Annotated in this window: 20 protein-coding genes; 14 read left to right on the top strand and 6 right to left on the bottom strand. The window is 65.3% G+C overall.

Annotated features, from left to right (window positions below; translation table 11 throughout):
- Positions 1-98 precede the first annotated feature (98 nt).
- From ileS to EAH68_RS09200, 4 genes are all read left to right on the top strand, one after another.
- A complete protein-coding gene (gene ileS, locus EAH68_RS09185; protein ID WP_126121033.1) occupies positions 99-3,290 on the top strand; it encodes an isoleucine--tRNA ligase in 3,192 nt (1,063 codons plus the stop codon).
- Complete coding sequence (locus EAH68_RS09190; protein WP_241228393.1) at positions 3,290-4,105, top strand: EamA family transporter; 816 nt, start codon at positions 3,290-3,292, stop codon at positions 4,103-4,105. The genes ileS and EAH68_RS09190 overlap by 1 nt, the downstream gene beginning before the upstream one ends.
- 5 nt (positions 4,106-4,110) lie before the next feature.
- On the top strand, positions 4,111-5,511 hold the full coding sequence (locus tag EAH68_RS09195; protein WP_126121053.1) for a DNA polymerase IV: 1,401 nt from the start codon (positions 4,111-4,113) through the stop codon (positions 5,509-5,511).
- A gap of 173 nt (positions 5,512-5,684) precedes the next feature.
- Positions 5,685-6,329 carry an NAD(P)-dependent oxidoreductase gene (locus EAH68_RS09200; RefSeq protein ID WP_126121034.1) on the top strand — a complete coding sequence of 215 codons (645 nt, stop codon included), beginning with the start codon at positions 5,685-5,687 and terminating at the stop codon, positions 6,327-6,329.
- Between the two features lie 126 nt (positions 6,330-6,455).
- On the opposite strand, the gene EAH68_RS09205 is transcribed toward EAH68_RS09200, so the two are convergent.
- Positions 6,456-7,373, bottom strand: a complete 918-nt coding sequence (locus EAH68_RS09205) for an asparaginase (RefSeq protein WP_126121035.1) — start codon at positions 7,371-7,373, stop codon at positions 6,456-6,458.
- A gap of 113 nt (positions 7,374-7,486) precedes the next feature.
- Between EAH68_RS09205 and EAH68_RS09210 the strand changes: the two genes are divergently transcribed.
- Positions 7,487-8,056, top strand: coding sequence for a WKL family lipoprotein (locus tag EAH68_RS09210; protein WP_126121036.1), 570 nt, complete (start codon positions 7,487-7,489; stop codon positions 8,054-8,056).
- A 1-nt stretch (position 8,057) separates the two neighbouring features.
- Here EAH68_RS09210 and EAH68_RS09215 read toward each other — a convergent pair whose 3' ends face one another.
- The gene (locus tag EAH68_RS09215) at positions 8,058-9,716 is read right to left on the bottom strand and encodes an ABC-F family ATP-binding cassette domain-containing protein (protein ID WP_126121037.1); all 1,659 of its coding nucleotides are present in this window, start codon (positions 9,714-9,716) and stop codon (positions 8,058-8,060) included.
- 12 nt (positions 9,717-9,728) lie between these two features.
- Complete coding sequence (locus EAH68_RS09220; protein WP_241228394.1) at positions 9,729-10,673, bottom strand: hypothetical protein; 945 nt, start codon at positions 10,671-10,673, stop codon at positions 9,729-9,731.
- A 48-nt stretch (positions 10,674-10,721) separates the two neighbouring features.
- Here EAH68_RS09220 and lspA point away from each other — a divergent pair, with 48 nt between their 5' ends.
- Genes lspA through EAH68_RS09235 form a run of 3 tightly spaced genes read left to right on the top strand, consistent with a single transcriptional unit; the run spans position 10,722 to position 12,732 of the window.
- Positions 10,722-11,231: a signal peptidase II gene (lspA, locus tag EAH68_RS09225; RefSeq protein ID WP_439647622.1), complete on the top strand. Its 510-nt coding sequence runs from the start codon at positions 10,722-10,724 to the stop codon at positions 11,229-11,231.
- Positions 11,231-12,157 carry an RluA family pseudouridine synthase gene (locus EAH68_RS09230; RefSeq protein ID WP_164546456.1) on the top strand — a complete coding sequence of 309 codons (927 nt, stop codon included), beginning with the start codon at positions 11,231-11,233 and terminating at the stop codon, positions 12,155-12,157. The genes lspA and EAH68_RS09230 overlap by 1 nt, the downstream gene beginning before the upstream one ends.
- 5 nt (positions 12,158-12,162) lie before the next feature.
- The gene (locus EAH68_RS09235; protein ID WP_126121057.1) at positions 12,163-12,732 is read left to right on the top strand and encodes a hypothetical protein; all 570 of its coding nucleotides are present in this window, start codon (positions 12,163-12,165) and stop codon (positions 12,730-12,732) included.
- On the opposite strand, the gene rarD is transcribed toward EAH68_RS09235, so the two are convergent.
- Positions 12,647-13,558, bottom strand: coding sequence for an EamA family transporter RarD (gene rarD / locus EAH68_RS09240; RefSeq protein ID WP_126121038.1), 912 nt, complete (start codon positions 13,556-13,558; stop codon positions 12,647-12,649). The two genes, EAH68_RS09235 and rarD, sit on opposite strands and share 86 nt — an antisense overlap.
- Positions 13,559-13,632: 74 nt before the next feature.
- Between rarD and EAH68_RS09245 the strand changes: the two genes are divergently transcribed.
- The 3 genes from EAH68_RS09245 to EAH68_RS09255 all read left to right on the top strand — a co-directional run bounded on the left by EAH68_RS09245 (position 13,633) and on the right by EAH68_RS09255 (position 19,433).
- A complete protein-coding gene (locus tag EAH68_RS09245) occupies positions 13,633-14,316 on the top strand; it encodes a DUF6308 family protein (RefSeq protein WP_126121039.1) in 684 nt (227 codons plus the stop codon).
- 239 nt (positions 14,317-14,555) lie between these two features.
- Entirely contained in the window at positions 14,556-18,122 is a 3,567-nt protein-coding gene (gene dnaE / locus EAH68_RS09250) for a DNA polymerase III subunit alpha (RefSeq protein WP_126121040.1), read from the top strand.
- Positions 18,123-18,227: 105 nt separating this feature from the next.
- On the top strand, positions 18,228-19,433 hold the full coding sequence (locus tag EAH68_RS09255) for a cobalamin-independent methionine synthase II family protein (protein ID WP_126121041.1): 1,206 nt from the start codon (positions 18,228-18,230) through the stop codon (positions 19,431-19,433).
- 205 nt (positions 19,434-19,638) lie between these two features.
- On the opposite strand, the gene EAH68_RS09260 is transcribed toward EAH68_RS09255, so the two are convergent.
- Positions 19,639-21,348 (bottom strand): choice-of-anchor I family protein, encoded by a 1,710-nt coding sequence (locus tag EAH68_RS09260; protein WP_126121042.1) that lies wholly within the window; start codon positions 21,346-21,348, stop codon positions 19,639-19,641.
- A gap of 157 nt (positions 21,349-21,505) precedes the next feature.
- Between EAH68_RS09260 and ilvA the strand changes: the two genes are divergently transcribed.
- The gene (gene ilvA / locus EAH68_RS09265; protein WP_126121043.1) at positions 21,506-22,801 is read left to right on the top strand and encodes a threonine ammonia-lyase IlvA; all 1,296 of its coding nucleotides are present in this window, start codon (positions 21,506-21,508) and stop codon (positions 22,799-22,801) included.
- A gap of 101 nt (positions 22,802-22,902) precedes the next feature.
- Here the strand turns inward: ilvA and EAH68_RS09270 are convergent, their stop codons facing one another.
- Positions 22,903-23,964, bottom strand: coding sequence for a hypothetical protein (locus EAH68_RS09270; RefSeq protein WP_126121044.1), 1,062 nt, complete (start codon positions 23,962-23,964; stop codon positions 22,903-22,905).
- Positions 23,965-25,132: 1,168 nt separating this feature from the next.
- Between EAH68_RS09270 and EAH68_RS09275 the strand changes: the two genes are divergently transcribed.
- Together EAH68_RS09275 and EAH68_RS09280 are read left to right on the top strand one after the other, a co-directional pair.
- Positions 25,133-25,783, top strand: coding sequence for a hypothetical protein (locus tag EAH68_RS09275; protein ID WP_126121045.1), 651 nt, complete (start codon positions 25,133-25,135; stop codon positions 25,781-25,783).
- Positions 25,776-26,383: glycosyltransferase family 2 protein (locus tag EAH68_RS09280; protein ID WP_164546457.1), on the top strand; the 608-nt coding region annotated here is incomplete at its 3' end. The genes EAH68_RS09275 and EAH68_RS09280, both read left to right, overlap by 8 nt.

Raw genomic sequence — 26,383 nt, forward strand, 5'->3', positions numbered from 1 at the left:
CCGCGTACCCAAGCAGGGTGGTACCGCGCAGCCGGCATAAAGGTGGCGTCCCTGCAGACCGAAGACACACGTCGTGAGTGAAGGAAGTAGATACGAGGATGTCCGCACCCGAGAAGAAGACCTCCGTCGGCGGGGTCTACCCCAGGGTTGACCTGACCGGCGGTTCCAACCGTTTCCCCGACATGGAGAGCAACGTCCTGGGTTACTGGTCGCAGGACCAGACCTTCCAGGCATCCCTGGGCCAGCGCGAGGGCAACGAGGAGTACGTCTTCTACGACGGCCCGCCCTTCGCCAACGGCCTGCCGCACTACGGCCACCTGCTCACCGGCTACGTCAAGGACATCATCCCGCGCTACCGCACGATGGCCGGCTACCACGTGCCGCGCGTCTTCGGCTGGGACACCCACGGTCTGCCCGCGGAGCTGGAGGCGGAGAAGCAGCTGGGCATCACCGACAAGGGCCAGATCGAGGCCATGGGCCTGGCGAAGTTCAACGAGTACTGCGCCACCTCCGTCCTGGAGTACACGGAGGAGTGGAAGGAGTACGTCACCCGCCAGGCCCGCTGGGTGGACTTCGACAACGGCTACAAGACCATGGACCTGACCTACATGGAGTCCGTGATCTGGGCGTTCAAGGAGCTCTACGACAAGGGCCTGATCTACCAGGGCTTCCGCGTCCTGCCCTACTCCTGGGCGGAGCACACCCCGCTGTCGAACCAGGAGACCCGCCTGGACGACTCCTACAAGATGCGCCAGGACCCGGCGCTGACGGTCACCTTCCCCTTCACCGGGGCGCGTCCGGGCACGGCCGCCGAGCAGACCCTGGCCGAGCATCCGGTGCTCGCCGGGGCCGCCGCCCTGGCCTGGACGACCACCCCCTGGACCCTGCCCTCCAACGCCGCCCTCGCGGTGCATCCGGAGGTCAACTACAGCCTGGTCAAGGTCGCTGAGAGCGGTGAGAAGGTGCTGCTGGCCGAGAACCTGGTGGGCAACTACACCAAGGAGCTCGGTGAGGACCTCGAGGTGCTGGCCACCTTCACCGGCGCCCAGCTGGTGGGTCTGAGCTACGAGCCGATCTTCGGCTTCTTCCCGGAGCTGGAGAACGGCTTCCAGGTCCTCGCTGCCGACTACGTCACCACCGAGGACGGCACCGGTATCGTCCACCAGGCCCCGGCCTTCGGTGAGGACGACATGGAGGCCTGCAGGGCCCTCGGCATCGAGCTGGTCATCCCCGTCGACATGGACGGTAAATTCACTTCCCAGGTCCCGCCGTACGAGGGCCAGCTGGTCTTCGACGCCAACAAGGACATCATCCGCGACCTCAAGGACGCCGGCAGGGTCCTGCGCCACGAGACGATCGAGCACTCCTACCCGCACTCCTGGCGTTCCGGCCAGCCGCTGATCTACATGGCGCTGCCCTCCTGGTTCGTCAACGTGACCAGGATCCGCGACCGCATGGTCGAGATCAACCACAACGACATCGAGTGGATGCCGGAGCACATCCGCGACGGCCAGTTCGGCAAGTGGCTCGAGGGTGCCCGCGACTGGAACATCTCCCGTTCCCGTTACTGGGGCTCGCCGATCCCGGTGTGGGTCTCCGACAACGACGAGTACCCGCGTATCGACGTCTACGGCTCCCTCGACGAGCTCGAGGCCGACTTCGGCGTGCGCCCGACCTCCCTGCACCGTCCCTACATCGACGAGCTGACCCGCCCGAATCCGGACGACCCGACGGGCCAGTCCACCATGCGGCGCGTCCCGGACGTCCTCGACGTCTGGTTCGACTCCGGCTCCATGCCGTTCGCCCAGTTCCACTACCCCTTCGAGAACAAGGAGTGGTTCGAGTCCCACGCCCCGGCGGACTTCATCGTCGAGTACATCGGCCAGACCCGCGGCTGGTTCTACCTGCTCCATGTGCTCTCCGTCGGACTCTTCGACCGCGCGGCCTTCAGCAAGGTGGTCGCCCACGGCATTGTCCTCGGCGACGACGGGCTGAAGATGTCCAAGTCGAAGGGCAACTACCCGAACGTCAACGAGGTCTTCGACCGCGACGGCTCGGATGCCATGCGCTGGTTCCTGATGTCCTCGCCGATCCTGCGCGGCGGCAACCTCATCGTCACCGAGCAGGGCATCCGTGAGGGCGTGCGCCAGGCGATGCTGCCGATGTGGAACGCCTACACCTTCCTGCAGCTGTACTCCTCGAAGCCGGCTGAGTGGTCCGTCGATTCAACGGACGTCCTCGACCGCTACATCCTGGCCAAGCTGCACGACCTGGTCGCCGATGTGGACCGTGCGCTGGCCGCAGCGGAGATCGCCGACGCCACCGACGCCGTCCGGCAGTTCGCCGATGCCCTGACCAACTGGTACGTGCGCCGCTCCCGCGACCGTTTCTGGGCCGGGGACACCGGGCACCCGGAGGCCTTCAACACCCTCTACACCGTGCTCGAGGTCCTCACCCGCGTCACCGCCCCGCTGCTGCCGATGATCTCCGAGGTCATCTGGCGCGGCCTGACCGGGGAGCGCTCCGTCCACCTGGCGGACTTCCCCTCCGCGGATGAGATCCCGGCGGATGCCGCCCTGGTCGCCGCGATGGACGCCACCCGTGGCGTGTGCTCCGCGGCCTCCTCGGTGCGCAAGGCCCATAAGCTGCGCAACCGTCTGCCGCTGCCCTCGCTGACGGTGGCGCTGCCGGAGTCCGGCCAGCTCGCCGACTTCGCCGCGATCATCCGCGACGAGGTCAACGTCAAGGATGTCCAGCTGACCGACGACGTCGACTCGGTGGGCACCTTCGAGGTCGTCGTCAACGCCAAGGTCGCCGGGCCGCGCCTGGGCCGCGATGTCCAGCGCGTGATCAAGGCCGTCAAGTCCGGCAACTACGAGCGCGTCGGTGACACTGTCATCGCCGACGGCATCGAGCTGAACCCGGAGGAGTACACCGAGCGCCTCGTCGCCGCGGACCCGGACTCCACCGCGCGCATCGACGGCCTCGACGGCCTCGTCGTCCTCGACATGGAGGTCACCGAGGCACTTGAGGCCGAGGGCTGGGCCGCCGATGTCATCCGTGGCCTGCAGGACGCCCGCAAGGCCGCCGGCCTGGAGGTCTCCGACCGCATCACCGTGGTCCTGTCGGTTCCCGCCGAGAAGGAGGAGTGGGCCCAGCGCCACCGCGACCTCATCGCCGGTGAGGTCCTCGCCGTGGAGCTCGAGATCGTCACGGGTGAGCTTGAGGGCGACGCCCACGACGTGGTCAAGGGCGCGACGGCGACGGTGACGAAGGCCACCGCCGTCTGATGTTGCGCGCGCCGGCGGTGATGGTCGCCTCCTCGCTCAGCCTCTACGCTGGCGCGGCGGTGGCCGTCGGGCTCTTCGAGCTTTTTCCGCCGGTCGTCGTGGCGTGGCTGCGGATGTCCGCGGCCGCGCTGATCCTGCTGGTGCTCTACCGCCCGGCCCGGGCCTCCTTCACGTGGCAGGCCACGGTCTACGGCGTGGCCACCCTCGGGATGAACATGACCTTCTACGAGGCCATCGCCCGCCTGCCGCTGGGCACTGCCGTGGCCATCGAGTTCCTCGGCCCCGTCCTCGTCGCCGCCGTCGGCTCCCGCTCGCTGCGGGACTGGCTGGCGCTGCTCGCCGCGCTGGTCGGCGTGGTGGTCATCTCGGGTGCGGTGTGGTCGACGGCGGCCGCGGGCATCCTCTTCGCCCTGGCGGCCGGCGCCATGTGGGCGGTCTACATCGTCGTGGGTTCCCGCATCGTCGGCGGTACCGGCAACCCCCGCTCCGCGATGGCCGCGGGTTTCGCGGTCGCTGCGGTGCTCACCGCGCCGCTGGCCTGGGTGCTGTGGCCAGCGGAGGTGGCCATGCCCGGGACCCAGCTGCTGGGTCTGGCCCTCGGGCTGGGGGTGCTCTCCGCGGTCATCCCGTACTCGCTGGACCAGGTGGTGATGAAGATGGCCGGGGCCCCGGGTTTCGCGCTCCTGCAGGCCCTGCTGCCGGCGAGCGCCGCGATCCTCGGTGCCGTCGCCCTGCGGCAGTTCCTCAGCCCGGCGGAGGTGGTGGGCATCGCGCTGGTCATCCTGGCCATCCTCCTGCGGCGTCCGGCAAGATGACGGTCCTGCAGCGCTGGGTCCTCCACATCGACATGGACGCGTTCTTCGCATCCGTCGAGCAGCTGACCCGTCCCACCCTGCGCGGACGCCCGGTGCTGGTGGCCGGGGTCTCGGGGAGGGGAGTGGTCGCCGGTGCCAGCTATGAGGCCCGGAAATTCGGGGCGCGTTCCGCGATGCCCACCCAGCAGGCCGCCCGCCTGGTCGGTTACTCGGCGGTGCTCGTCTCACCGCGGCGGGCGGTGTACGTGGCGGCCTCGCGACGCGTCTTCCAGCTCATCGCCTCGCGTGTCGACGTCCTCGAGCAGCTGTCCATCGACGAGGCATTCATGGAGCCCGCCGAACTCGAGGGGGCTTCGGCAGCGGAGGTCACCCGCTGGGCCGAGGAGCTGCGCCGGGTGATCAGGGAGGAGACGGGCCTGGCGGCGTCGATAGGCGCGGGCAGCGGAAAGCAGTACGCCAAGATCGCCTCGGGGCGCGCGAAACCCGACGGCACCTTTGTCATCCCCGCCGACCGGCAGCTGGAGATCCTCCACCCCATGCCCGTCTCCGAGCTGTGGGGTGTGGGGCCGGTGACGGAGGCGCGGCTCAACCAGATCGGCGTGCACACCATCGGCGACCTGGCCGGCCTGAGCGAACGCGAGGTCACCATCTCGTTGGGCACGGCCAACGGCCGGATGCTGTGGCACCTCGCCCGCGGCATCGACGAGCGTCCCGTGGAAACCCGCGCCGAGGCCAAGTCCATCTCCGCCGAACACACCTACCCGCGTGACCTGACCACCCACGCGGAGGTCGACGCCGCCATCGACCGCGCCGCAGAGTCCGCCCACCGCCGCCTGCTTGCCGACGGCCGCGGCTCCCGCACCGTCACCGTCAAGCTCCGCATGGCCGACTTCCGCATCGAATCCCGCTCCGCGACCCTGCCGTACGCCACCGACGACCCGGAGACGCTGCGCGCCACCGCCTTCCGCCTGGCCCGCTACCCGGATGAGGTGGGCCCCATCCGCCTGGTCGGGGTGAGCTACTCCGGTCTGGAGGCCGCCCGTCAGGACGTGCTCTTCCCGGAACTCGACCAGCAGATCGTCGAGCACCGGGAGACCACCGACGACGACTTCGAATCCGGGGTCAGTGACCATGTGACCGGGCCCGTCGTCGAGATCGCCCGCGCCGACATCGAGGGGGATGCTGCCGCGGGCTGGCGGGCCACCCAGGACGTCCACCACCCCGAGTTCGGTCACGGCTGGGTGCAGGGTGCGGGCCACGGCATCGTCTCGGTCCGTTTCGAGACCCGCGCCACCGGCCCTGGTTTCACCCGCACTTTCCCCGTCGACGATCCGGACCTGCGCCCCGGGGACCCGCTGGACAGCCTGGCGTGGGAGGAGTGGGCGGACGGAGACGGGGCGCCGTAAAATATCACGTCAACAAATGCACATTTCGACATACGCCCAGCTCGCCAGCAGGGTCCAGAGCTGTTGATGTGACATGTGGCGAAGGGCTCGACTTTTCCGGCAGAAGGGGAATACCCGGGAGGTCCCGATGGTTATGATTACTTGAACCCTAAAGTAAACCAGGAGGATCAGGAATGAAGATCGGTATCATCGGAGCAACCGGCAAGGCCGGCCAGGAGATCTACCGCGAGGCAGTACGCCGCGGGGAGGAAGCGGTCGCACTCGTCCGCAACGCCGACCGCGCCCGGGAAATTCTCGGCGAGGACGTCACGGTCGTGGAGAAGGACGCCTTCGACCTCACCGCCGAGGACCTCGCCGGCTACGACGCCATCGTCAACGCCTTCGCCACCGCCCCGGACCAGGCCCACCGGCACATCGACCTGTCCCGCCAGCTGGTGGAGGCAGCAGGGGAGGAGTCCCCGCGCCTGGTGTTCATCCTCGGCGCCGGCTCGCTGACCAACCCGGCGACCGGGAAGCCCTTCATCGAGGTGCTCCGCGAGGTGCCGGATGCTGCGGCCTGGATCAACATCCCCGAGCAGCAGTTCAAGCAGCTCGAGTACCTGCGTACCGTCGACACCACCAACTGGGTCGGTATCTCCCCGCAGGCCGATTTCCCGGCCGAGGGTCCGGCCACCACTCCGAAGGTGGGCGGCGATGAGCTGCTCACCGCCGCCGACGGTGAGTCCCACACCACCGCCGGCACCATGGCGGTCGCGGTTCTCGACGAGCTGCAGAACCCGGCCCACCGCAACACCCGCTTCACCGTCTCGGACGCTTAGCGTTCCGGCACAGATCCTGCGATCACAAACCCCGCGAGGAGTCACCGGATGGGGCTCCTCGCGGGGTTCGCGCGATTTTGCAGGGGTGGTCGCAGGTTTTTCCTCGCGGGGTTTGGAGCTGCAGGTTCAGAGCAGCAGCTCGCGCACATCCCGGCCGGTTGCCAGGGCTACGACGAGCGCCATCCGGGCCTGCCCCGCCCGCAGATGCCCGGCGCCGACGGCACCCTTCGAACCCAGCGTGGCGCCCCCGCCATCGCCGCCGTAGGCGAGGATGATCTCACCGGAGGGCACCCGCGAGGTGATCACCACCGGGACCCCGGCGTCCAGCGCATCAGCGACACCGGCACCCATCCCGGGACCGATGTTGCCGGAACCGAGAGCCTCGATCACCAGGCCACGGGCGCCGGAGGCGACGGCGGCGTCGACAAGCTGGCGGTCCGCGCCGGGCCAGGCTGCGAGCACGGGGACATGGATGTCAGCCAGGGGAGCGGCCGGTACGGGGGCGGGTCGGCGGGATTCGCGCGGCACAGTGGAGATGAAACCATCGAGTTCGGTGGTGTGGCGCTTGGCGGCGCCGCGGGCGGGGATGGTCCAGCCACCGAAGGCGATGAGCACCCCCTGGCGGCGGGCCAACGGATCGGCGGCCAGCCGCACGGCGTCGATGAGGTTGCCGGGCCCGTCGGAGGAGGGGTGGTCGAAGGCACGCTGCGCACCCGTGAACACGACGGGGCGGTCATCGGCGTGGAAGCAGTCCAGCGCGAAGGCGGTGTCCTCCATGGAGTCGGTGCCGTGGGTGACCACCACCCCGTCGACATCCGGGGAGGCCAGGGCCTCCTGCACTGACGTGACCAGGCCGTCAATGTCGGCCAGGGTGATGGCGGAGGAATCGAGACGGACGAGGTCCACGGCGGAGAGCTCGTGGGGGAGGTGGTCACGGACGGCGTCGAGAAGTTCCGTACCGCTGACGGTGGGGCGCAGGGCCCCGGACTCGTCGGTGGTGCAGGCTATGGTGCCGCCGGTGGTCAGCAGGACGATGCGGGTCATGCCACCAGGGTGCCACACGATGCCCGCCACAAGTGTTGTCACAAATGCATAACGTGTACGATCGGCCCGGAGCCCCAAGACCAGTGGTGCCCCGATTTGAGGAGAATTTTTCCGTGAAGCTGAGCAAGATCACCGCGTTCGTCGCCACACTCGGCGCCGCCCTGGCACTCACCGCCTGTGCATCCGATGAGGACAACGGCACGACCGCCACCACCGCGACGGCGACCACCGAGGCGACCACCTCGGCCGCCAGCCCCGCGCTGCCCACCGCGGATGAGCTGAACACGATCCTGGCCAGGGCCACCGACCCGACCGTACCGCTGGAGGAGAAGGTCAACACCGTTCAGAACGGTGAGCAGGCACCTGAGCTCTTCGAGGTCATGGCCGCCTCCCAGGCCGAGTCCGGGGCCCAGTTCCAGGTGGTCAACCCGGTGCTCCCGGGCTACACCCCGGATTCCGTGCTGGCCTCGGTGAACTTCATCCTCCCGGAGAACGAGGCCCAGCCGGCCGAGAACGTCGAGTTCATCTACGAGAACGAGACCTGGAAGCTGTCCCAGTCCTGGGCCTGCACCCTGATCACCAACACCGTCAGCCCGGAGCAGGTCCCGGAGATGTGCCTGGACTTCAGCCCGGCCCCCGCTGAGGATCCGGCTGAGGCCCCCGCCGAGGCCCCGGCCGAATAAGCTAGCCGTCCCGGCCCGGCAGGGAGAGGACCTTGCCGCGGCCGTTGGTGCGCACCGCCCAGCGGCGGCGGATCCAGCGATCGTGGGTGGCCAGCAGCACCGTGCCGGGATAGTTCTCCAGCGCCTCCTCGAGTTCCTCGGCGAGGGCGAGGGAGAGGTGGTTGGTGGGCTCGTCGAGAAGCAGGATGTCCGGCGGTGAGGCCAGGATGATACCCAGCGACACACGCCGGCGCTGACCCAGGGACAGCTCGCCGAGGGGGCGTGCGGCGGTCTCCTCGTTCATCAGGCCCATCTCCACGAGGGTGGGGGATTTCGGAGGCACCTTCGCCGCGAAGATCTCCTCGGCGGGGGTGTCCAGGTCAATCCACTCGTCGTCCTGACTCAGGCGCGTGATACGCACCCCCTCAGGAATGCGCAGCAGGCCGTCGCCGACCTCGAGCTCGCCCTGCACCACCTTGAGCAGGGTTGATTTACCCGCCCCGTTGGGTCCCTCGATGAGCCAGTGGTCACCAGGCTGCACGGTCACCGTCAACGGCCCCAGCCGGTCCGCCACGACCAGGTCCTTCGCCACCACCGCGGGTTCGCCGAGGGAGGCCAGCGAGGTGTGCTCAGGGATGCCGTGGAATTTCAGGCGCGCCGGCGGCGGGGGCAGCTCCTCCCGCTCCAGGGCCTCCAGGCGGCTGCGGGCCGAGCGCAGCCGGTTGCCCAGGGTCTTCGCGGCCCGGTCGGCGAAGAACTTCTCCGAGGCCCGGGTCTCCGACTTCGAGGTCTCCCGGTGGAAGATGTCCTCCGCGCCCTGTTCGGTGGCCTTCTGCAGGCGCACCCGTTCGTGCTCCTGCACGGTGTAGAGCTCCTCCCAGCGGCGCCGGATGTCCTCGCGGGCCTCCAGATAGTCGGTGAAGGCGCCGGTGAACACGGTGCCCTGCCGGGTCTCCTCCCCGCCGCCACCCTCATGCCCCAGGCCGGGGTCGAGGTCGACGAGGGAATCGGCGGCCTTGTCCAGGAAGAAACGGTCATGGCTGGCCACCAGCACCGGACCACGGAATTCGTCCAGCTCGGAGATGAGGAAGTCGACGCCGTCGTCGTCGAGGTGGTTGGTCGGCTCGTCGAGCACCAGCGCGTCCACGGGCCGCAGCAGCAGGGCGGCCAGCGCGAAACGGCGCCGCTGCCCACCCGACATGTCACCCAGGCGGGTCTCCAGCGGCACCTCCGCCAGGCCGAGTCCGGCCAGGACCGTCGCGATCCGCGAGTCCAGTTCCCACACCCCGGACTGCTCGGCGGTGGCCAGCGCGGCGTCGAAGGCCTCCGCCAGCTCCGGCTCATCGGCCAGGCGTGCGGAGAGATCCCCGATCTGCTGCTCGATATCCCGCAGCTCGGCCACCGCGGCGTCGATGAGCTCGGCGGCCGCGGCAGAGAACGGCAGTGACGTCTCCTGCTCGATGAAGCCCGTGGTCGGCGGGGTGGTGATGGAACCGACGTCCGGTTCCAGCTTCCCGGCGACGAGCTCCAGGAGGGTGGATTTGCCGGCGCCGTTCTCCCCGATCAGCCCGGTGACGTGCCCGGCAGGCACGGCGAAGGTGATGTCGGTGAGCACCCGGTCAACAGAGCCCGGGTAGGTGAAGCTCACACCGTCGAATTTCAGGTGGTGGGGGGAGGCCATCGTGGTTCTTCCTTAACTGTCGGTGAAGGCCAGTGACGTGGTGGTGTCCTGGACGACGCGGACGTCCGAATCCGCGCCACCGTAGACGACGCGGGTGGTGTAGGACACGCGGCCGTCGACCGGCAGGGGACTGGTCAGGTCGACCGTCAGGGAACCTTCGGTGGTGGTGTTCGAGTTGAGCACGTTGAGCGAGCTGCCGTCCTCCAGAGTCAGCGCACCGATCGCCGGGCGTTGCTGCACGTCAACATCCAGCTCCACGCGGTCATCCTCTAAGGCGGTGAGCGTGTAGGTGATGGTCTGCAGCAGCGTCGACTCACCGGTCACCCGGGAATCCACCGACCAGGTCGCACCGGGCCCGATGGCCTCCTCCGGGAAGACCACCGGCAGGGACAGCAGCTTCATCATGGCCTGTTCGATCCGGGCGCGTCCCTCGTCGGTGGCCTCGCGCGGGGCGGCGAGGTAGACGGTGGACACCCGGCCGTCGTCCTGGCCGTCCCAGCCGAGGAGGAAACCCTCGGTGGAGCGGATGTCGTCGGTCATCTTGAGGTCGGTGTTGGAGGGCTGGCCGAGGCGGAACTCCACGTCCCGGGTGGCCGGTTCCCCCTCCTCCGGCTCGTCCCCCTGCGCGGCGGAGGTGCCGCCGGTGAGCGGCAGGGTGATGCGCTGGACGTCGCCGCCGGCCGGAGCCTGGACGTCCACGGCATCGGCCTGCATGACGGTCTGCTCCATGCCGTCGGCGACCTCCACCTCGAGGGACTGGTCGTCAGCATCGACGTCCCCGTAGGTGAGCACCCGCTCGCCGGTGCCCGAGGACTGGACGGTGACCCGTGCGGCGTCGACAGGCAGGCCGACGGCCGGCTCGATGGAGGAATCGGGCCGTTCGGTGGTGCACGCGACAAGGCCGGTGGTCAGTGTCAGGGCGGTCGCGGCGGCAAGGAGAATACGGGAGAACTGCACCTCATCAACGCTACCTGAGGTGGACCTTGACAGGCTGCGTGGGGAATGATGGTGGCCGTGAGCACGACAACGCCGAGACCATCCGAAAGACACATCACCTTCATGGCGGTGATCATCCTCGTGGTGGCGGCCATCGACCAGGCCACGAAGGCGATCATGCTGGCCTGGCTGGAACCGGGGGTACCGGTGCCCGTCATCGGGGACTGGCTGCGCTTCCTCCTGCTGTTCAACCCGGGGGCGGCCTTCTCCATGGGGGAGAACTCCACCTGGTTGTTCACCACCATCCAGCTGACCTTCGTCACCGGTGTGGCCATCGCCGCGCCCCGGATCCGCTACCGCTGGCAGGCCCTCGGCCTGGCGCTGATCGCGGGTGGCGCCCTGGGCAACCTCCTCGACCGGCTCTTCCGGGAGCCGGGTTTCTGGTTCGGCCATGTGGTCGACTTCATCTCCGTCGGTGGTTTCGCGGTGTTCAACATCGCGGATTCCGCCATCACCGTCGGCGTCGTGGTGTTCGTCATCGCCATGTTCGTCGACGAACGCAGAAAGGTGGATGCCTGATGAGCCGCGAAATGCGTAACCTCCCCGTCCCCGAGGGACTGGCCGGCATGCGTGTCGACGCCGCCCTGTCCAGGCTCCTCGGCATCTCCCGCACCATCGCCGCCGAGCTCGCCGCCGAGGGCGACGTGCTTGTCGACGGCCGCGAGGTCGGCAAATCCGACCGCCTCACCGAGGGCACCTGGCTGGAGGTCACCCTGCCCGCCCCGGAGCAGCCGCTGACGCCGCGGGAGGAACTCGTGGAGGGCATGGATGTCCTCTACTCCGACGCCGACATCATCGCCGTGCACAAGCCGGTCGGTGTCGCCGCGCACCCGACCGTCGGCTGGGAGGGGCCCACCGTCGTCGGTGGCCTGGCCGCAGCCGGTTTCCGCATCTCCACCTCCGGACCGCCGGAGCGCAAGGGCATCGTCCAGCGCCTCGACGTGGGCACCTCCGGCGTCATGGTCGTCGCCGCCTCCGAGCGCGCCTACACGGTGCTGAAGAACGCCTTCCGGGACCGCACGGTGAAGAAGGTCTACCACGCGCTGGTGCAGGGCCACCCGGATCCGTTCACCGGAACCATCGACGCCCCCATCGGCCGCCATCCCTCTGCCGGCTGGCGCTTCGCGGTGACCACCGACGGCAAGGCTGCCGTCACCCACTACGAGACGATTGAGGCGTTCCGGGAGGCCACCCTCCTGGAGATCGACCTGGAGACCGGCCGCACCCACCAGATCCGCGTGCACATGTCCGCCATCGGACATCCCTGCGTCGGTGACCCCATGTACGGTTCCGACCCGAACCTGGCCGAGCGCCTCGGACTGATCCGCCAGTGGCTGCACGCCGTGCGCATCGGTTTCCACCACCCCCGCACCGGCGCGTACATGGAGATCGAGGCGCCCTACCCGGACGATCTGGCCCATGCGCTCGAGGTGATCCGCCAGTGAGCGGTATGGTCCAGCGCATCCTGGCGATCTTCGCCGTGGTCGCCCTGGCAGGTGTGCTCATCTTCGCCTTCTTCGACGACGCCACCCATAAACCCGTCGCCCCGCAGGGGGACATGCTCGGGATGGACTCCGGCGAGTCCTTCGGGGACTACGCCGCCCGCGCCGAGGCCTCGCTCATCGACGCCCCCGCCGACCAGCACGCCTTCGTCCTGCTCACCTTCGCGCAACCCCTGGCCCCCGCCGAGGCCGCGGACGTGTTGGAACCGCTGGGCCGGGTCAACGCAATGATCATCGCCCTGGCCGCCCCCTTCGACCTGCCCGAACCGATCGCCGGCGAAACCCGCGAGGATGTCCTGCAGCGCCAGCTCGACCGCATCGCCCACAGCCTCTCCGGGGTGGGGAACGTGCCGGTCCCTGAGGGTATCGACGCCGTCGTCGCCTACGACACCGGCGACGCCCTGCGCGAGGTCGCCGCAGACCCCGCGATCATCACTGCTGAGGTACTTCCACCGGATGCCGCGTGGGGACGCTTCGGGGTTCGTCCCGTTTCCGTGCCCGGCGGGCCCGGCGAGTGAGGTCGAAGAGGTAGACCGCCACCGCCACCCAGATGATGATGAAGCCCGCCCAACGGGCAGGGGAGAGGTGCTCCTGGGTGATGAACAGCGCCCACAGCATCTGCATCGTCGGGGTCATGTACTGGATCATGCCGATCGTCGACAGCGGCAGACGCTTCGCCGCCATGCCGAAGAGCAGCAGCGGGATCATCGTGATGAGCCCCGAGACCACCAGCAGCGTGCTGTGCAGCGGGCCCTCGCTGACGAAGGTGCCCTGGCCGGTGGACTCCAGCCAGATGATGAAGACCAGCCCGAGCGGTGCAATGACCAGGGTCTCCGCCGTCAGCGAGGCCGTGGCGGAGACCTGCACCTGTTTCTTCACCAGGCCGTAGAGCCCGAAGGTGATCGCCATGGCCAGCGCCATGACCGGCGCCTGGCCGGACAGGAAGGTCAGCTGGATGACACCCACCGCCGCGATGGACACCGACACCAGCTGCAGCCGGTTGAGCCGTTCCCGGAGGAAGACCACCGCCAGCACCACCGACAGCAGCGGGTTGATGAAATAACCCAGGGCGGCGTCGGCGACGTGGTTGGTGTTCACCGCCAGGATGTAGATGCCCCAGTTCGAGGAGATGAGCACCCCGGCGGCGATCAGCTGGAGCCAGGTGCGCCCCGAGGCCTGCCGAAGTTCCCGCCAGCCGCCCAGGAAAGTCAGGACCACCGTCATGATCACTGCGGTCCACACCACACGGTGGGCGAGGATCTCCACCGGACCCGCCGGCAGCAGCAGCGGGAAGAACGCCGGGAACAGACCCCACAGTAGATAGGCGAGCAGACCGTAGACCATGGGAGGTCATGCTACCTGCTGGTGTGATCAAAGGAGGGGCGGGTGCAGGGGAGGGAACCTGCTAGCCTCCAGGTATGAGGATTCCCGAGATCATCACCCACAGGTCAGATACCGCAGTCAGACATCTGCGAACCTACTATTCTGACCGTCTCGAGCTTCAGGAGGGGGAGAAGCCTGTTCTGTATACCGGTGCCTATTTCGACCGGTGGCCCGGGGACGGTCCCGACCCTTCCCCGGACGAATTCACCGCCGAGGACCTGATTGCTGTCGGATATCTGAGCGTTCCGATCCACCCCTCCGCAGCGCTGGAGATTCTGCGGACGCGTGCGAAACGTTTCTCACAACTGCTCGCCACCATTCCCACCGACGCGGATCTGGTGGATATTCCGGATGGAGTCATCCATGAAGAGTGGCCGGCATGGCGGCTGGAACGTGGGTTGAGGGAGCTCAAGGGGATTGGCGCAGTGAGAGCGAGCAAACTCATCGCCCGGAAGCGTCCCCGACTGTATCCGATCTATGACAGCGTGGTGACCTCGGAACTCAACACGAACGGAAAAATACTGGAGCCACTTCATCGGGAGCTTCGGTCAGAGGACAGCTTGGGGGAGAGTCTGCGTTATCTCCGGGAGGAAGCAGGTCTGCCGGGCACTATCAGCGACATCAGGATTTTTGACGTGATCACCTGGATGGAAGGTAAGCAGAAAACAGGACCGGCGGAGGATAGAGAGAGCGCCCTCCGGGATGAGGAAGAACAATAGTGCCCTGCTTGGACGATTCAGGCCCCGCCTGAATATGCGGCCTGAATTTCTGATCCACCCTTGAAATTCCCTGTTCGCCACGAGGCGTCAGGTGAGATGTTCAGGGCCCTGAGTACCCGACGTCCCCGCCTCTGCCAGAACCAGTCAGACAGTGACCCACACCACCGTCAAAAAGCCTGCTCAGCGCCGCAACACCGATGTAATTTACCTCCGTTGACCGACTGGCTAGACTCACTCCCATGGCGAAGAACTCCTCTTTTGTACATCTGCACAACCACACCGAGTTCTCGATGCTCGACGGCATGGCGAAGATCGACATGCTGGCGGAGGAGGTCGCACGGCAGGGGATGCCGGGGGTCGGCATCACCGATCACGGCAACATGTTCGGTTCGGATGCGTTCTACCGGGCTATGACGAAGGCGGGGGTCAAGCCGATCATCGGCATCGAGTCCTATCTGGCGCCGGAGAGCCGATTCAACAAGACGCGCGTGCGCTGGGGTGAGCCGCACCAGAAATCCGATGACGTCTCGGCCTCGGGTGCCTACCTGCACCAGACGATGATCGCGGAGAACGCCACCGGTCTGAAGAACCTGTTCCACCTGTCGTCGATGGCCTCCTATGAAGGACAGCTGGGCAAGTGGCCGCGCATGGATGTGGAGCTGATCGCCGAGCGCGCTGACGGCATCATCGCCACCACCGGTTGCCCTTCCGGTGATGTGCAGACCCGTCTGCGGCTGGGCCAGTTCGACCAGGCCCTGGAGGCTGCGGCGATGTGGCAGGACATCTACGGCCGGGACAACTACTTCCTCGAGCTGATGGACCACGGCCTGCACATTGAGCAGCGGGTGCGTCGGGAGCTGCTGGAGATCGGCAAGAAGCTGGATCTGCCGCCGCTGGTGACCAATGACTGCCACTATGTCCTGGAGTCCCAGGCGCAGGCGCATGAGGCGATGCTGTGTGTGCAGACCGGCAAGACGCTGAGTGACCCGGACCGTTTCAAATTCGACGGTACCGGCTACTACATCAAGTCCGCCGCAGAGATGCGCGCGCTCTTCGACGACATCGTCCCCGACGGTTGCGACAACACCCTGTGGATCGCCGAGCGCGTCCAGGACTACGGCGAGATCTGGGAGCCGCACCCGCATGACCGCATGCCGGTCGCTGATGTGCCGGAGGGCTACACCCCGACGACGTGGCTGCACCACGAGGTGATGGAGGGGCTGAAGGAGCGTTTCGACGGCGCCGAGGTCCCCCAGGACTACATCGACCGCGCGAACTACGAGATCGAGGTCATCGACATGAAGGGGTACCCCTCGTACTTCCTCATCGTCGCCGAGATCATCAAGCACGCCCGCTCCATCGGCATCTGGGTCGGCCCGGGCCGTGGTTCTGCCGCCGGTGCACTCGTGGCCTACGCCCTGACCATCACCAACATCGACCCCATCGAGCACGGCCTGCTGTTCGAGCGTTTCCTCAACCCGGAGCGTCCGTCGGCACCCGATATCGATATCGACTTCGATGACCGTCGCCGCGGTGAGATGATCCGCTACGCCGCCGACCGCTGGGGCGAGGACAAGATCGCCCAGGTGATCACCTTCGGCACGGTGAAGACGAAGCAGGCGCTCAAGGACTCCGCCCGTGTGCAGTTCGGCCAGGCCGGCTACCAGATGGCCGACCGCATCACCAAGGTCCTGCCGCCGCCGATCATGGCCAAGGACATCCCCCTGTCCGGCATCACCGATTCCTCGCACGAGCGCTACGCCGAGGCCGGTGAGGTCCGCAGCCTCATCGAGACGGACCCCGACATCCGGAAGATCTACGAGACCGCCCGGGGCCTGGAGGGAGTGGTCCGCCAGGCCGGCGTGCATGCCTGTGCGGTGATCATGGCGAGTGTGCCGCTGCTGGACTGCATCCCCATGTGGAAGCGTCCTGCCGACGGTGCACTGATCACCGGCTGGGACTACCCGGCCTGTGAGAACATCGGCCTGCTGAAGATGGATTTCCTGGGTCTGCGCAACCTCACCGTCATCGGTGACGCCCTGGAGAACATCAAGAAGAACCGTGGGCAGGACATCGACCTGGAGAACCTCCCCGTCGAGGACACCGAGACCTATCAGCTTCTGGGCCGCGGTTCCACCCTGGGTGTGTTCCAGCTGGACTCCGGCGGCATGCAGGAGCTGCTCAAGCGTATGCAGCCGACCGGCTTCAATGACATCGTCGCCTCCCTGGCGCTCTACCGCCCCGGCCCCATGGGTGTGAACGCGCACCTGGACTACGCGGACCGCAAGAACGGGCGTAAACCGATCGAGCCGATCCACCCGGAGCTGGAGGAACCGCTCCAGGAGATCCTGGATGAGACCTACGGTCTGATCGTGTACCAGGAGCAGATCATGCGTATCTCCCAGAAGGTGGCCAACTACACCGCCGGTGAGGCCGATGGTTTCCGTAAGGCCATGGGTAAGAAGCAGCCGGAGGTGCTGGAGAAGGAATACGCCAAATTCGCCGGCGGCATGGAGTCCAACGGCTTCGGCAAGGAGGCCATCAAGGCCCTGTGGGACACGATCCTGCCCTTCGCCTCCTACGCGTTCAACAAATCGCACGCCGCGGGCTACGGTCTGGTCTCCTTCTGGACGGCCTACCTCAAGGCCCACTACGCACCCGAGTACATGGCGGCCCTGCTGACCTCCGTGGCGGACAAGAAGGACAAGTCCGCGATCTACCTCTCGGACTGCCGCCACCTGGGGATCCGGGTGCTGTCCCCGGATGTCAACGAGTCCGAGAATGACTTCCTGGCCGTGGGGGAGGACATCCGTTTCGGGCTGGGTGCGATCCGTAACGTGGGCGCGGAGGTGGTGGACTCGATCGTCGCCACGCGCAAGGCCAAGGGCCATTTCACGAGTTTCTCCGACTACCTGGAGAAGATCGACCTGCTGCCCTGCAACAAGCGCATCACCGAATCCCTCATCAAGGGCGGTGCCTTCGACTCTCTCGACCACTCCCGCAAGGGGCTCATGCTCATCCATGAGGATGCGGTCGACTCGGTGCTGGCGACGAAGAAAGCCGCCGACAAGGGCCAGTTCGACCTCTTCGCCAGCTTCGGCGGCGACGACGGCGAGGATGCCGGGGCCAGCATGTTCGCCATCGAGGTTCCCGAGGACACCTGGGAGCGCAAGCACGAGCTCGCCCTCGAACGCGAGATGCTCGGACTCTACGTCTCCGGGCACCCGCTCGACGGCTACGAGGATGCGCTGGCGGCGCAGATCGACACGCCCCTGACCACCATCCTGGGCGGGGAGATGCGCCACGGCGCGGAGGTGACCATCGGTGGCATCATCTCGGGTGTGGACAGGCGGTTCTCCAAGAAGGACGGTTCGCCGTGGGCCATCGTCACCATGGAGGACCACAACGGCGCCCAGGTGGAGCTGCTGGTCTTCAACAAGGTCTACTCCCTGGTGTCCTCCCAGATCGTCGAGGACAACATCATCCTGGCCAAGGCACACGTCTCCATCCGCGATGACCGCATGTCCCTGTTCTGCGATGACCTCAAGGTTCCGGAACTCGGCCCCGGCAACGGCGCCGGACTGCCGCTGCGGCTGACCATGCGCACCGACCAGTGCACCATGGCCAACATCCGCAAGCTCAAGGAGGTCCTGGTGGGCAACGTCGGCGACTCCGACGTCTACCTCAAGCTTGTCGACGGCGAGGAGTCCACCACCATGATCCTCGGCGAGCACCTGCGGGTCGACCGCTCCGGTTCCCTGATGGGCGACCTCAAGGCCACGATGGGACCGGGGATCCTGGGTTGACGTGCGGAGGCGACACGCCTGCATAAAAAGCGTGAGCCGGATCGGGAAGACTCCGGGACATCGGTTACCATAGACCGCACAGTCTATTTTCGTATTGGAGTCTGAATGTCAGTGAACAAGATCCGCACCACCCACGTGGGTTCCCTCCCACGTACGCCGGAACTGCTGGAGGCGAACAAGCGGCGCGCCGCCGGTGAGCTCCCCGACGAGCAGTTCTTCGAGATCCTGCAGACCGCCGTCAACGACGTGGTCAAGCGTCAGGTGGACATGGGCATCGACATCATCAACGAGGGCGAGTACGGCCACATCACCTCCGGTGCCATCGATTACGGCGCCTGGTGGAACTACTCCTTCTCCCGCCTCGGCGGCCTGACCATGACCGACGAAGACCGCTGGGCCAACCAGGATGTCGTGCGCTCCACCCCGGGCAACATCAAGCTGACCTCATTCGCTGACCGTCGCGACCGCGGACTGTTCAGCGAGGCCTACGAGGACCCGGAGTCCGGAATCTTCACCGGCCGCGCCAGCGTGGGCAACCCGAAGTTCACCGGCCCGATCACCTACGTGGGCCAGGATGAGGTTGAGGCTGACGTCAAGCTCATGCGCAGCGCCATGGACGCCGTCGGCGCCAGGGACGGCTTCGTCGCCGCCCTGTCCCCGGGTTCCGCCGCCCGCCTGAAGAACGAGCACTACGCCACCGATGACGAGGTCGTGTGGGCCTGCGCCGACGCCATGGCCCAGGAGTACAAGGCCATCACCGACGCCGGTTTCACCGTCCAACTCGACGCCCCGGACCTGGCCGAGTCCTGGGACCAGATCAACCCGGAGCCCTCGCTGGCGGACTACCGTGACTGGCTGCGCACCCGCGTCGACGCCATCAACCACTCCGTCAAGGGCCTGCCGAAGGAACAGACCCGTCTGCACATCTGCTGGGGATCCTGGCACGGCCCGCACGTCACCGACGTGCCCTTCGGCGACATCATCGAGGAGATCCTGCGCGCCGAGGTCGGTGGCTTCTCCTTCGAGGGTGCCTCCCCGCGCCATGCCCACGAGTGGCGCGTCTGGCAGGACCACAAACTTCCCGAGGGTTCCCTGATCTACCCGGGTGTCATCTCCCACAACACCAACTCTGTGGAGCACCCGCGCCTGGTCGCCGACCGCATCATCCAGTTCGCCGAGGTCGTCGGCCCGGAGAACGTCGTCGCCGCCACCGACTGCGGCCTAGGTGGCCGTCTGCACCACCAGATCGCCTGGGCGAAGCTGGAGTCCCTCGTTGAGGGCGCACGCATCGCCACCAAGGAACTCTTCTAGTTCCTGCTCAGGACATGGCAGAAGGGCCCGCGGGAAAATCCCGCGGGCCCTTCCCCGTGTTTCACTTAAGGCTGGATACCAATGGAAGCGAGGAAGTCGCGGAGTATGTCCTCGCCGCCCGGGATGAAGGGCAGGACCAGGTCAAAGGTCATGATCGGGCGGAGGACCTTGAGGACCAGCAGGCCGGCACAGCCACCGCGAGGGGTCAGCCCAGACTGGAGGAGAAGGAGGAGCCCTCCGGCCGCAGCTCATGGCCGTCGATCTGGAAGATCGTGGTGGTGCCGGAGACCTCGTTACCCACGACGAGCAGGTTCTTCCGGTTGGGGGAGTCGGCGGCCGGGATGAAGGTCAGCCCCTCCGGGCCGAGGTCGCCGGCCTTCGGCAGGTCGGCGTCGACGTCGGCGGAATCCTCCATGGAGATGGCGAAGTCGCGGTTGTTCACGTAGGTGACGAACTTCGAGTGGGCGGGGTCGGTGATGTCGTAGACCATGATGCCGCCGATGCGCTCCAGTCCGACGAAGGCGTAGGTGCGGCCGTCGATCTCCCCGAGGGTCAGCCCCTCCGGCTCCGGGCCCTTGTCGTCGGAACGGCCCTCGAGGTTGGATTCCGAGTGGTTGGAGTTGAAGTATTCCGGGACGGCCTTCGCCAGGATCTGCTCGAAGTCGTCGCCGGAGTTGAAGATCAGCCTGCCCTCGGTGTCGATCACCGAGAAGGAACGCGAGCCGTAGGAGTAGAGCTGGGTGTGGCAGCTGCCGTCCTCGTTCAGCCCCTCGGTGGTGGTCACGTTCAGGCGACCGGCACCCTCATCGGACTGGAGGTGTTCGATCTCTCCTGCGGTCAGGCCCTGGTAGCCCTCGCACAGCTCCACGTTCTTCAGGCGCGCCTCCTCCGAGTAACCGTCCCAGTCGCGGGCGTCACCCTCGTTGGCCATGACCAGGTGGTTGCGGCCGTTGGCTGCGGTGTACGCACCGATGGCGTCGGGCTGGTGGATGCCCTTGACCGGCCAGGTGCGGATGTTGATGCCGCCGTCCCTGTCAGAGGCGTCCAGCGGGATGACGGAGTGGTCCTGGTATCCGAGGGGGAGGATCTTCTCCACGGTCGCGGACTCCAGGTCCACGACGGCGACGGCGTTGTTCTCCTGCAGGGTGGTGTAGAGCTTGCCGTCGATCTCGGTGATGTACTCCGGCTCGAGGTTCTGCGCGACGGTGGTGGAATCGCCGACCTGGCCGAAGATGCGCACGCCCTCCGGCAGGGCCCCGGGGGTGTTGAAGGCGCGGAAGTCGGCGACGCGGACATCCGACTGCGATGGGGCCTGGACCTTCTTCGGCAGGGCCACGATGGAGACCGAGCCCTCCGGGTCGAAGCTGTAGTCCTCGGCCGGTTCGCCCTCGTTGGCGGAGAAGGCGTAGCGCCCGTCGGCGGAGATACCCACCATGTCGGGTAGCGCGGCATCGTGCTCGCCGTCGTTGCCCAGCAGGATGGTGCCCAGGACCTCGCCGGTGGTGGCGTCGAAGAAGAGCATGGAGCCCTCGGCGGTCTTGTCCGAAGGCTCGACGTTGGCCACAGCCAGTCCGTCCGCACGGATGGCGACGGAGTTGATGCCGTTGCCCGCACCCGCGGAGACCTCGCCGACCTTGTTCGGGTTGGTCGGATCAGAGATGTCGAGCAGGTCGATGTTGCCGGACAGCGCGTTGATGGTGAGCACCCGCTGCGAGCCCGCGTGGTAGGCGACGATCTCCGCCGCGGATTCGTCGAAGACGCCGGAATCGTAGGCGCCGATCGGATTGAGCGACAGGGCTGCGCCCGGCGCGGAGTACTCGATCGGCTCGGCGACGACGGCAGCCTGGGCGGGGGAGATGCTCAGACCGGTGGCGACGGCCGCGCACAGGGCGACGGCGGAACGGCGGAAGGACACTTGGGGGACTCCTGGGTGGTACGTGGAAGAAGAACGCAGCTCAGAATGGTGTGATGAAATGTCTGCGCGGCAAACTTCCGGGGGTGTCCCGGTGAACCTTCAATGAACCGGATGGCGAGGCGGGGACGGGGGTGACGGGGGACTACACTGTGACGACATGAGCGACAACCCCACTGCAGCAACCACCTTCGAGCCTGTCCACGCCTCGGATATTCAGCTGGCTCAGGCCCGGATCTCATCCATCATTGAGCCGACCCCGCTGCAGTACTGTCCCCGCCTCTCCGAGGAGACCGGTGTCGAGGTCTACCTCAAGCGCGAGGACCTCCAGGACGTGCGCTCCTACAAGATCCGCGGCGCCTACTACGCCATCGCCAACCTCAACGACGAGCAGCGGGCGGCGGGCATCGTCGCGGCGTCGGCAGGCAACCACGCCCAGGGCGTGGCTTACGCCTGCCGCACCATGGGTATCCGCGGCCGGATCTTCGTGCCCGTCCAGACCCCGAAGCAGAAGCGGGACCGCATTATCGTCCACGGCGGCGACATGGTCGAACTCGTGGTCACCGGCAACAACTTCGACGAGGCCGCGGCAGCCGCGCGTGCCGACGCCGTCGAGCGCGGTGCCACCATCATCGAGCCTTTCGACGCCCGCGACACCGTCGTCGGTCAGGGCACCGTCGCCGCAGAGATGCTCACCCAGCTGACCGCCATCGGCAAGTCGCTGGACACCGTCTTCGTGCCCGTCGGCGGCGGTGGCCTGCTCGGCGGTGTGACCAGCTATCTCGCCGACATGGCCCCGCGCACCGCGATCATCGGTGTCGAGCCCGCCGGCGCGGCCTCCCTCCAGGCGGCCCTGAGTGCCGGGGGACCGGTCACCCTCGAGGCCGTCGACCCCTTCGTCGACGGTGCCGCCGTCAAGCGCATCGGTGACCTGCCGTACCAGATCGCGGAGCGCAACCAGGGCCGCATCCACGTCATGGACGTCTCCGAGGGCGCCGTGTGCACCGAGATGCTGCAGCTGTACCAGAACGAGGGCATCATCACCGAGCCCGCCGGCGCCCTGTCGGTCACCGGTCTGAAGGAGATGAACCTGCAGCAGGACTCCGTCGTCGTGTGCATCATCTCCGGCGGCAACAACGATGTCCTGCGCTACGCCGAGATCATGGAGCGTTCCCTGATCCACCGCGGTCTCAAGCACTACTTCCTGGTCAACTTCCCGCAGGAGCCGGGCCAGCTGCGCCACTTCCTCAACGACATCCTCGGCCCCGACGACGACATCACCCTCTTCGAGTACCTCAAGCGCAACAACCGGGAGACCGGTGCCGCACTCGTCGGCCTGGAGCTGGGCAGCGCCAGCAACTTCGATCCGCTGCTGGAGCGCATGGCCGCCTCGCGCATCGACTGCCAGCACCTGCGCCCGGGTACCCCGGAATACGAGTACCTGGTCAACATGTAGGTCTGCGTCCGAGAAGACGTGACACGCCGGGCTTGGGGGTCAACTGCAACCGGAACACCGGATCCTCAGTCGTTCGGGAGCAGCTGATGTCGCTCCAAGGCTTAATTCTGGGGCGAACCACCTGGTGTGTGTTTGAAATCGTGGAACACAACCGACGACGGCCGTGCAGTCTGATATGCGGGTAGAATTCCGTCGTCCCCGTCAGAGACGGGCTCATCATTGGACGCGGTCACCCACAGATTGATCCTGAGCTGTTGTGTGTCATCCCGCGGGACACGGGTCGTGGCGGTGACATCCGACAGCACGGTACCGTCGCTCGTGGTCGTCTGCACCGACAGATAGTTCGGCAACCATGTGGCCTTCGTCGTCAGCGTCTGATGACCGTTCGGCACATCAAACTCGGAGGGAACGTACTTCACCGGGGCCACCGTCTTCCCGTTGTCCGGGTAGTAGGTCACCCCACCATGTGCGAACTCACGCTCCACGTCACCCCATCGGGAAATCTCGATGAAATCAATCTCCGTCGAACCATCCCCATTAGTGTGATCTCCCCACAGAATCATCTCGGCCATGTCATACGTGAAGATGCCCAGGACCGTATGCGGATCCTGGGCATCAAAATCGGCGGAGTAGGTGAACTCAAAGTCGCCGTAGCCGAGGGACTCCACAACATGGATCTCCACACCACCGGCGATACCCTCATTCTGGATTACGAGGTCACCCGCAGCATTGACACTTGCACCTTTGACCCACTTCTGCAGTCCGTCCTCTGGGTCATCAGCCTGTGGACCACCCCAAGTAATAATATTGTTTATCTCGCGTACACCCCAGGTGTGTCCAGCCCAGTCAAAAGTGTCGAATCCCAATTCGGAGGAGAACCGGTGCCCATGCTGCTCACAATAAGTGGGTCCCGGGCCATTCTGACTGCTCACACTTTCCATCATCACCCCCGGAGCAGTCCCGCCAGGGCGCTCACCGAGCAGATGTGCATCGCCATCATCCAGTGGCGCACAATAGTCGAACGTCGATTCCCTATGGGTATCGGCAGATGTGTTCAGATCCGGCGCCGAGACTAGGGCGGCGCAGCCCCCCAACATTGAGGCGGTCGCAACAGCTGCGGTGCCGAGCAGGAACCGCAGCATGACCACGGTACGGTGTTCCACGCCCCCAACTGTACACCGCACCGAACGATATGAAGCGGCCAGAATTCTGCAGGAGCCTCACTTGGGGGCCTCCCGCCAGGGATATGTAACTGCAGATGTGGCACTCCTTGTCGGCGCACAGCACGACCGCTGACTCCGGCGGATTCCGATACCGCTCGGTGAGGTCGTGCACCTTCTCGGGGTGCAACGGATGATTAGAGAATGTGAAACCATTCTCCGGGTGTGGCTTGATCGTAGATCCCAGCAGGCCGACCTATCCACCGTACTGGCCCGCCCTCAAGAGGTGACATTCTCTCGCGTTGATTCCTTGGGTATCGATGATGACCTACTTGAGCTGGTCTGAGGTGCCTGGGCTGGACCACTGGGGCAGTGCCGGAGGGACCTCGGGGGCCATGTCGGCACCCGTCGACAACAAATTCCCTGAGCGACAGGTGGGAGCCGGGTCTGACGTCTCCCGTCCACGCATTCCGGCACGATCCTGGGCGGACCTGCGCAGCCGTCTGATGCGCCGGTAGCGGACACTCCTGGCCAGATCCTCCCCAAAGGTTTCCGAAGCAAGCATTTTGGGGTCAATTTGCAGACCTGTGACTGTACTCACAGTGGGCCGACGCTGGCCTTGTGGGTGGCGACTTTTACTGCTCCTGACTTCATTGTATATCGATTAGTGCATGGGTTTGGAGTGGCGGAATCTGGGGGACGACCCGCCTTGAGAAATTACTTTCCTTGACAACTAAATTGGTCCTGTTATGGTCTCCCATCGACAGTGCATTGCCATTCGAGTCCCCCAATCATGATTAAAAATCTGCCTATTCATCGTGGTTGCAATTGGCTATTTCTGTGGCTTTTTCATGAGAAGGTGCGAAATTGACAAGTGTGCTGGTGTCTCAGGATGGCATTCTGGAAAAGATGATGAAGAGGGCCCTACCTGCCAGTAATATTGTGCGTTACGCCGACCTGGATTCTATTTCCGATCAGGTACTCGAGCGTGCGGATTTTGTTTTCTACGATGAATCGTCCATTGGCCTAACAGCGCTGATAGAGCGGGAAGTATATTCACGGCTTGGCGGGAAGCTCGTAATATTAACCGAGAAGCACCCCGAACTAATCCGGTGCAGTTTTCGGGCAAAAGTCTTTTCATATCCGATTAACCTGGGAGAAATATATAATCATGTCACGAACGTTGACAATTGATACATCTCTAATTTTCTTCGCCGTCAATATGTTGCTTGTTTTGATCGGAATATTGACAGTGTATCTGCTGATAAATAACGCTCGCGCAAAGAAAAAAGATCAGCGCAAAGAGGAATATCTCGATCAGCACCATGATGAATGGGTACGTGCTATCAGTGACGGTGAAGAAATCTCTGTCACATTGGATAGACCGGAGCAGGTGGAATGGACCATCGACATCTTCCTCTCCCATCACAATGATTATAAGGACGATGTCACGCGCTCTCGGATCACTGAATTGGCTGAGGAGCACTTTTCTGACTATCTTGCTGATGCATTGGGCTCGCGTCGGCAGGCGGCACGCCACTACGCACTCGCAGTGATCTACCAGCTGAACATCGATGCACTCGGTGACCAGGTCGCCAGCGTCTCCGCGAGTACCGAGTTCGAGAGGGCGCTCGCCGCAGCGATCACGGCCCGAGAGCACCGGGTGGGAGTGTCGGATGCTGAAGGAAAATTTGGTACTAACGCGGTCAAGAGGTCCGCACTAGACATTATCGAGGCGGAAAAAGTTGGCTCGCCGGCGAATCGCCTCAGAAACATTCTGGCTAGCCACCAGCCGGCAAGGGAAGAGGCAGTAAGTGTCTAGTTTCAACGGCATACTTGCATGGACTGGTTACCTGTTAGCCGCGTATCTCATTCTGGTCGTTCTGTTCTATCTCGCCATGATGGTAATGGCGGTCGTGAAGATCAATCATAATCGCCGTTATGAGCAGTCCATGGACCTGCTGAGCAACAGCGATTTTTATGACCTTGGAGTCTCGATCCTTGTTCCGGCCTATAACGAGGAGAGCGGGATTGTCCAGAATATCTACTCCCTGCTCAACCTCAATTACAAGGCGTTTGAGGTTATCGTGGTCAACGATGGCTCCTCTGACTCCACCCAGGAAATCGTGGTTGAGAAGTTCAAGATGGTGCCGCTGCATGATTCGCCAATTGAGGGGAGTCTTCATACGGCTGAGGTGATCAGCGTGTACGTATCGTCGATCTATCCGAACCTGATATTGGTTAATAAGGAGAACGGCGGCAAGGCTGATGCACTGAACTGCGGGATCAACTATTCGCAGTATGATTATGTTTGCACCGTGGACGGTGATTCCGTTCTGGAGAAGAATGCCATCAAGAAGGTCATGCGACCTTTTGTGGCTCTTCACGATTTAGAGTGCGTTGATCTTCCCCTGCAGCTGCC

This window comes from Corynebacterium hylobatis, from assembly GCF_003955685.1.
GTDB classification, from domain to species: Bacteria; Actinomycetota; Actinomycetes; order Mycobacteriales; family Mycobacteriaceae; genus Corynebacterium; species Corynebacterium hylobatis.

Coding starts and splice junctions, on each gene's coding strand:
- EAH68_RS09235 (WP_126121057.1), top strand. CDS start 12,163: ATGGTCCAGCGCATCCTGGCGATCTTCGCCGTGGTCGCCCTGGCAGGT.
- ileS (WP_126121033.1), top strand. CDS start 99: ATGTCCGCACCCGAGAAGAAGACCTCCGTCGGCGGGGTCTACCCCAGG.
- EAH68_RS09245 (WP_126121039.1), top strand. CDS start 13,633: ATGAGGATTCCCGAGATCATCACCCACAGGTCAGATACCGCAGTCAGA.
- EAH68_RS09275 (WP_126121045.1), top strand. CDS start 25,133: ATGTCACGAACGTTGACAATTGATACATCTCTAATTTTCTTCGCCGTC.
- EAH68_RS09230 (WP_164546456.1), top strand. CDS start 11,231: ATGAGCCGCGAAATGCGTAACCTCCCCGTCCCCGAGGGACTGGCCGGC.
- EAH68_RS09200 (WP_126121034.1), top strand. CDS start 5,685: ATGAAGATCGGTATCATCGGAGCAACCGGCAAGGCCGGCCAGGAGATC.
- rarD (WP_126121038.1), bottom strand. CDS start 13,558: ATGGTCTACGGTCTGCTCGCCTATCTACTGTGGGGTCTGTTCCCGGCG.
- lspA (WP_439647622.1), top strand. CDS start 10,722: ATGGTGGCCGTGAGCACGACAACGCCGAGACCATCCGAAAGACACATC.
- EAH68_RS09190 (WP_241228393.1), top strand. CDS start 3,290: ATGTTGCGCGCGCCGGCGGTGATGGTCGCCTCCTCGCTCAGCCTCTAC.
- EAH68_RS09215 (WP_126121037.1), bottom strand. CDS start 9,716: ATGGCCTCCCCCCACCACCTGAAATTCGACGGTGTGAGCTTCACCTAC.
- ilvA (WP_126121043.1), top strand. CDS start 21,506: ATGAGCGACAACCCCACTGCAGCAACCACCTTCGAGCCTGTCCACGCC.
- dnaE (WP_126121040.1), top strand. CDS start 14,556: ATGGCGAAGAACTCCTCTTTTGTACATCTGCACAACCACACCGAGTTC.
- EAH68_RS09205 (WP_126121035.1), bottom strand. CDS start 7,373: ATGACCCGCATCGTCCTGCTGACCACCGGCGGCACCATAGCCTGCACC.
- EAH68_RS09255 (WP_126121041.1), top strand. CDS start 18,228: ATGTCAGTGAACAAGATCCGCACCACCCACGTGGGTTCCCTCCCACGT.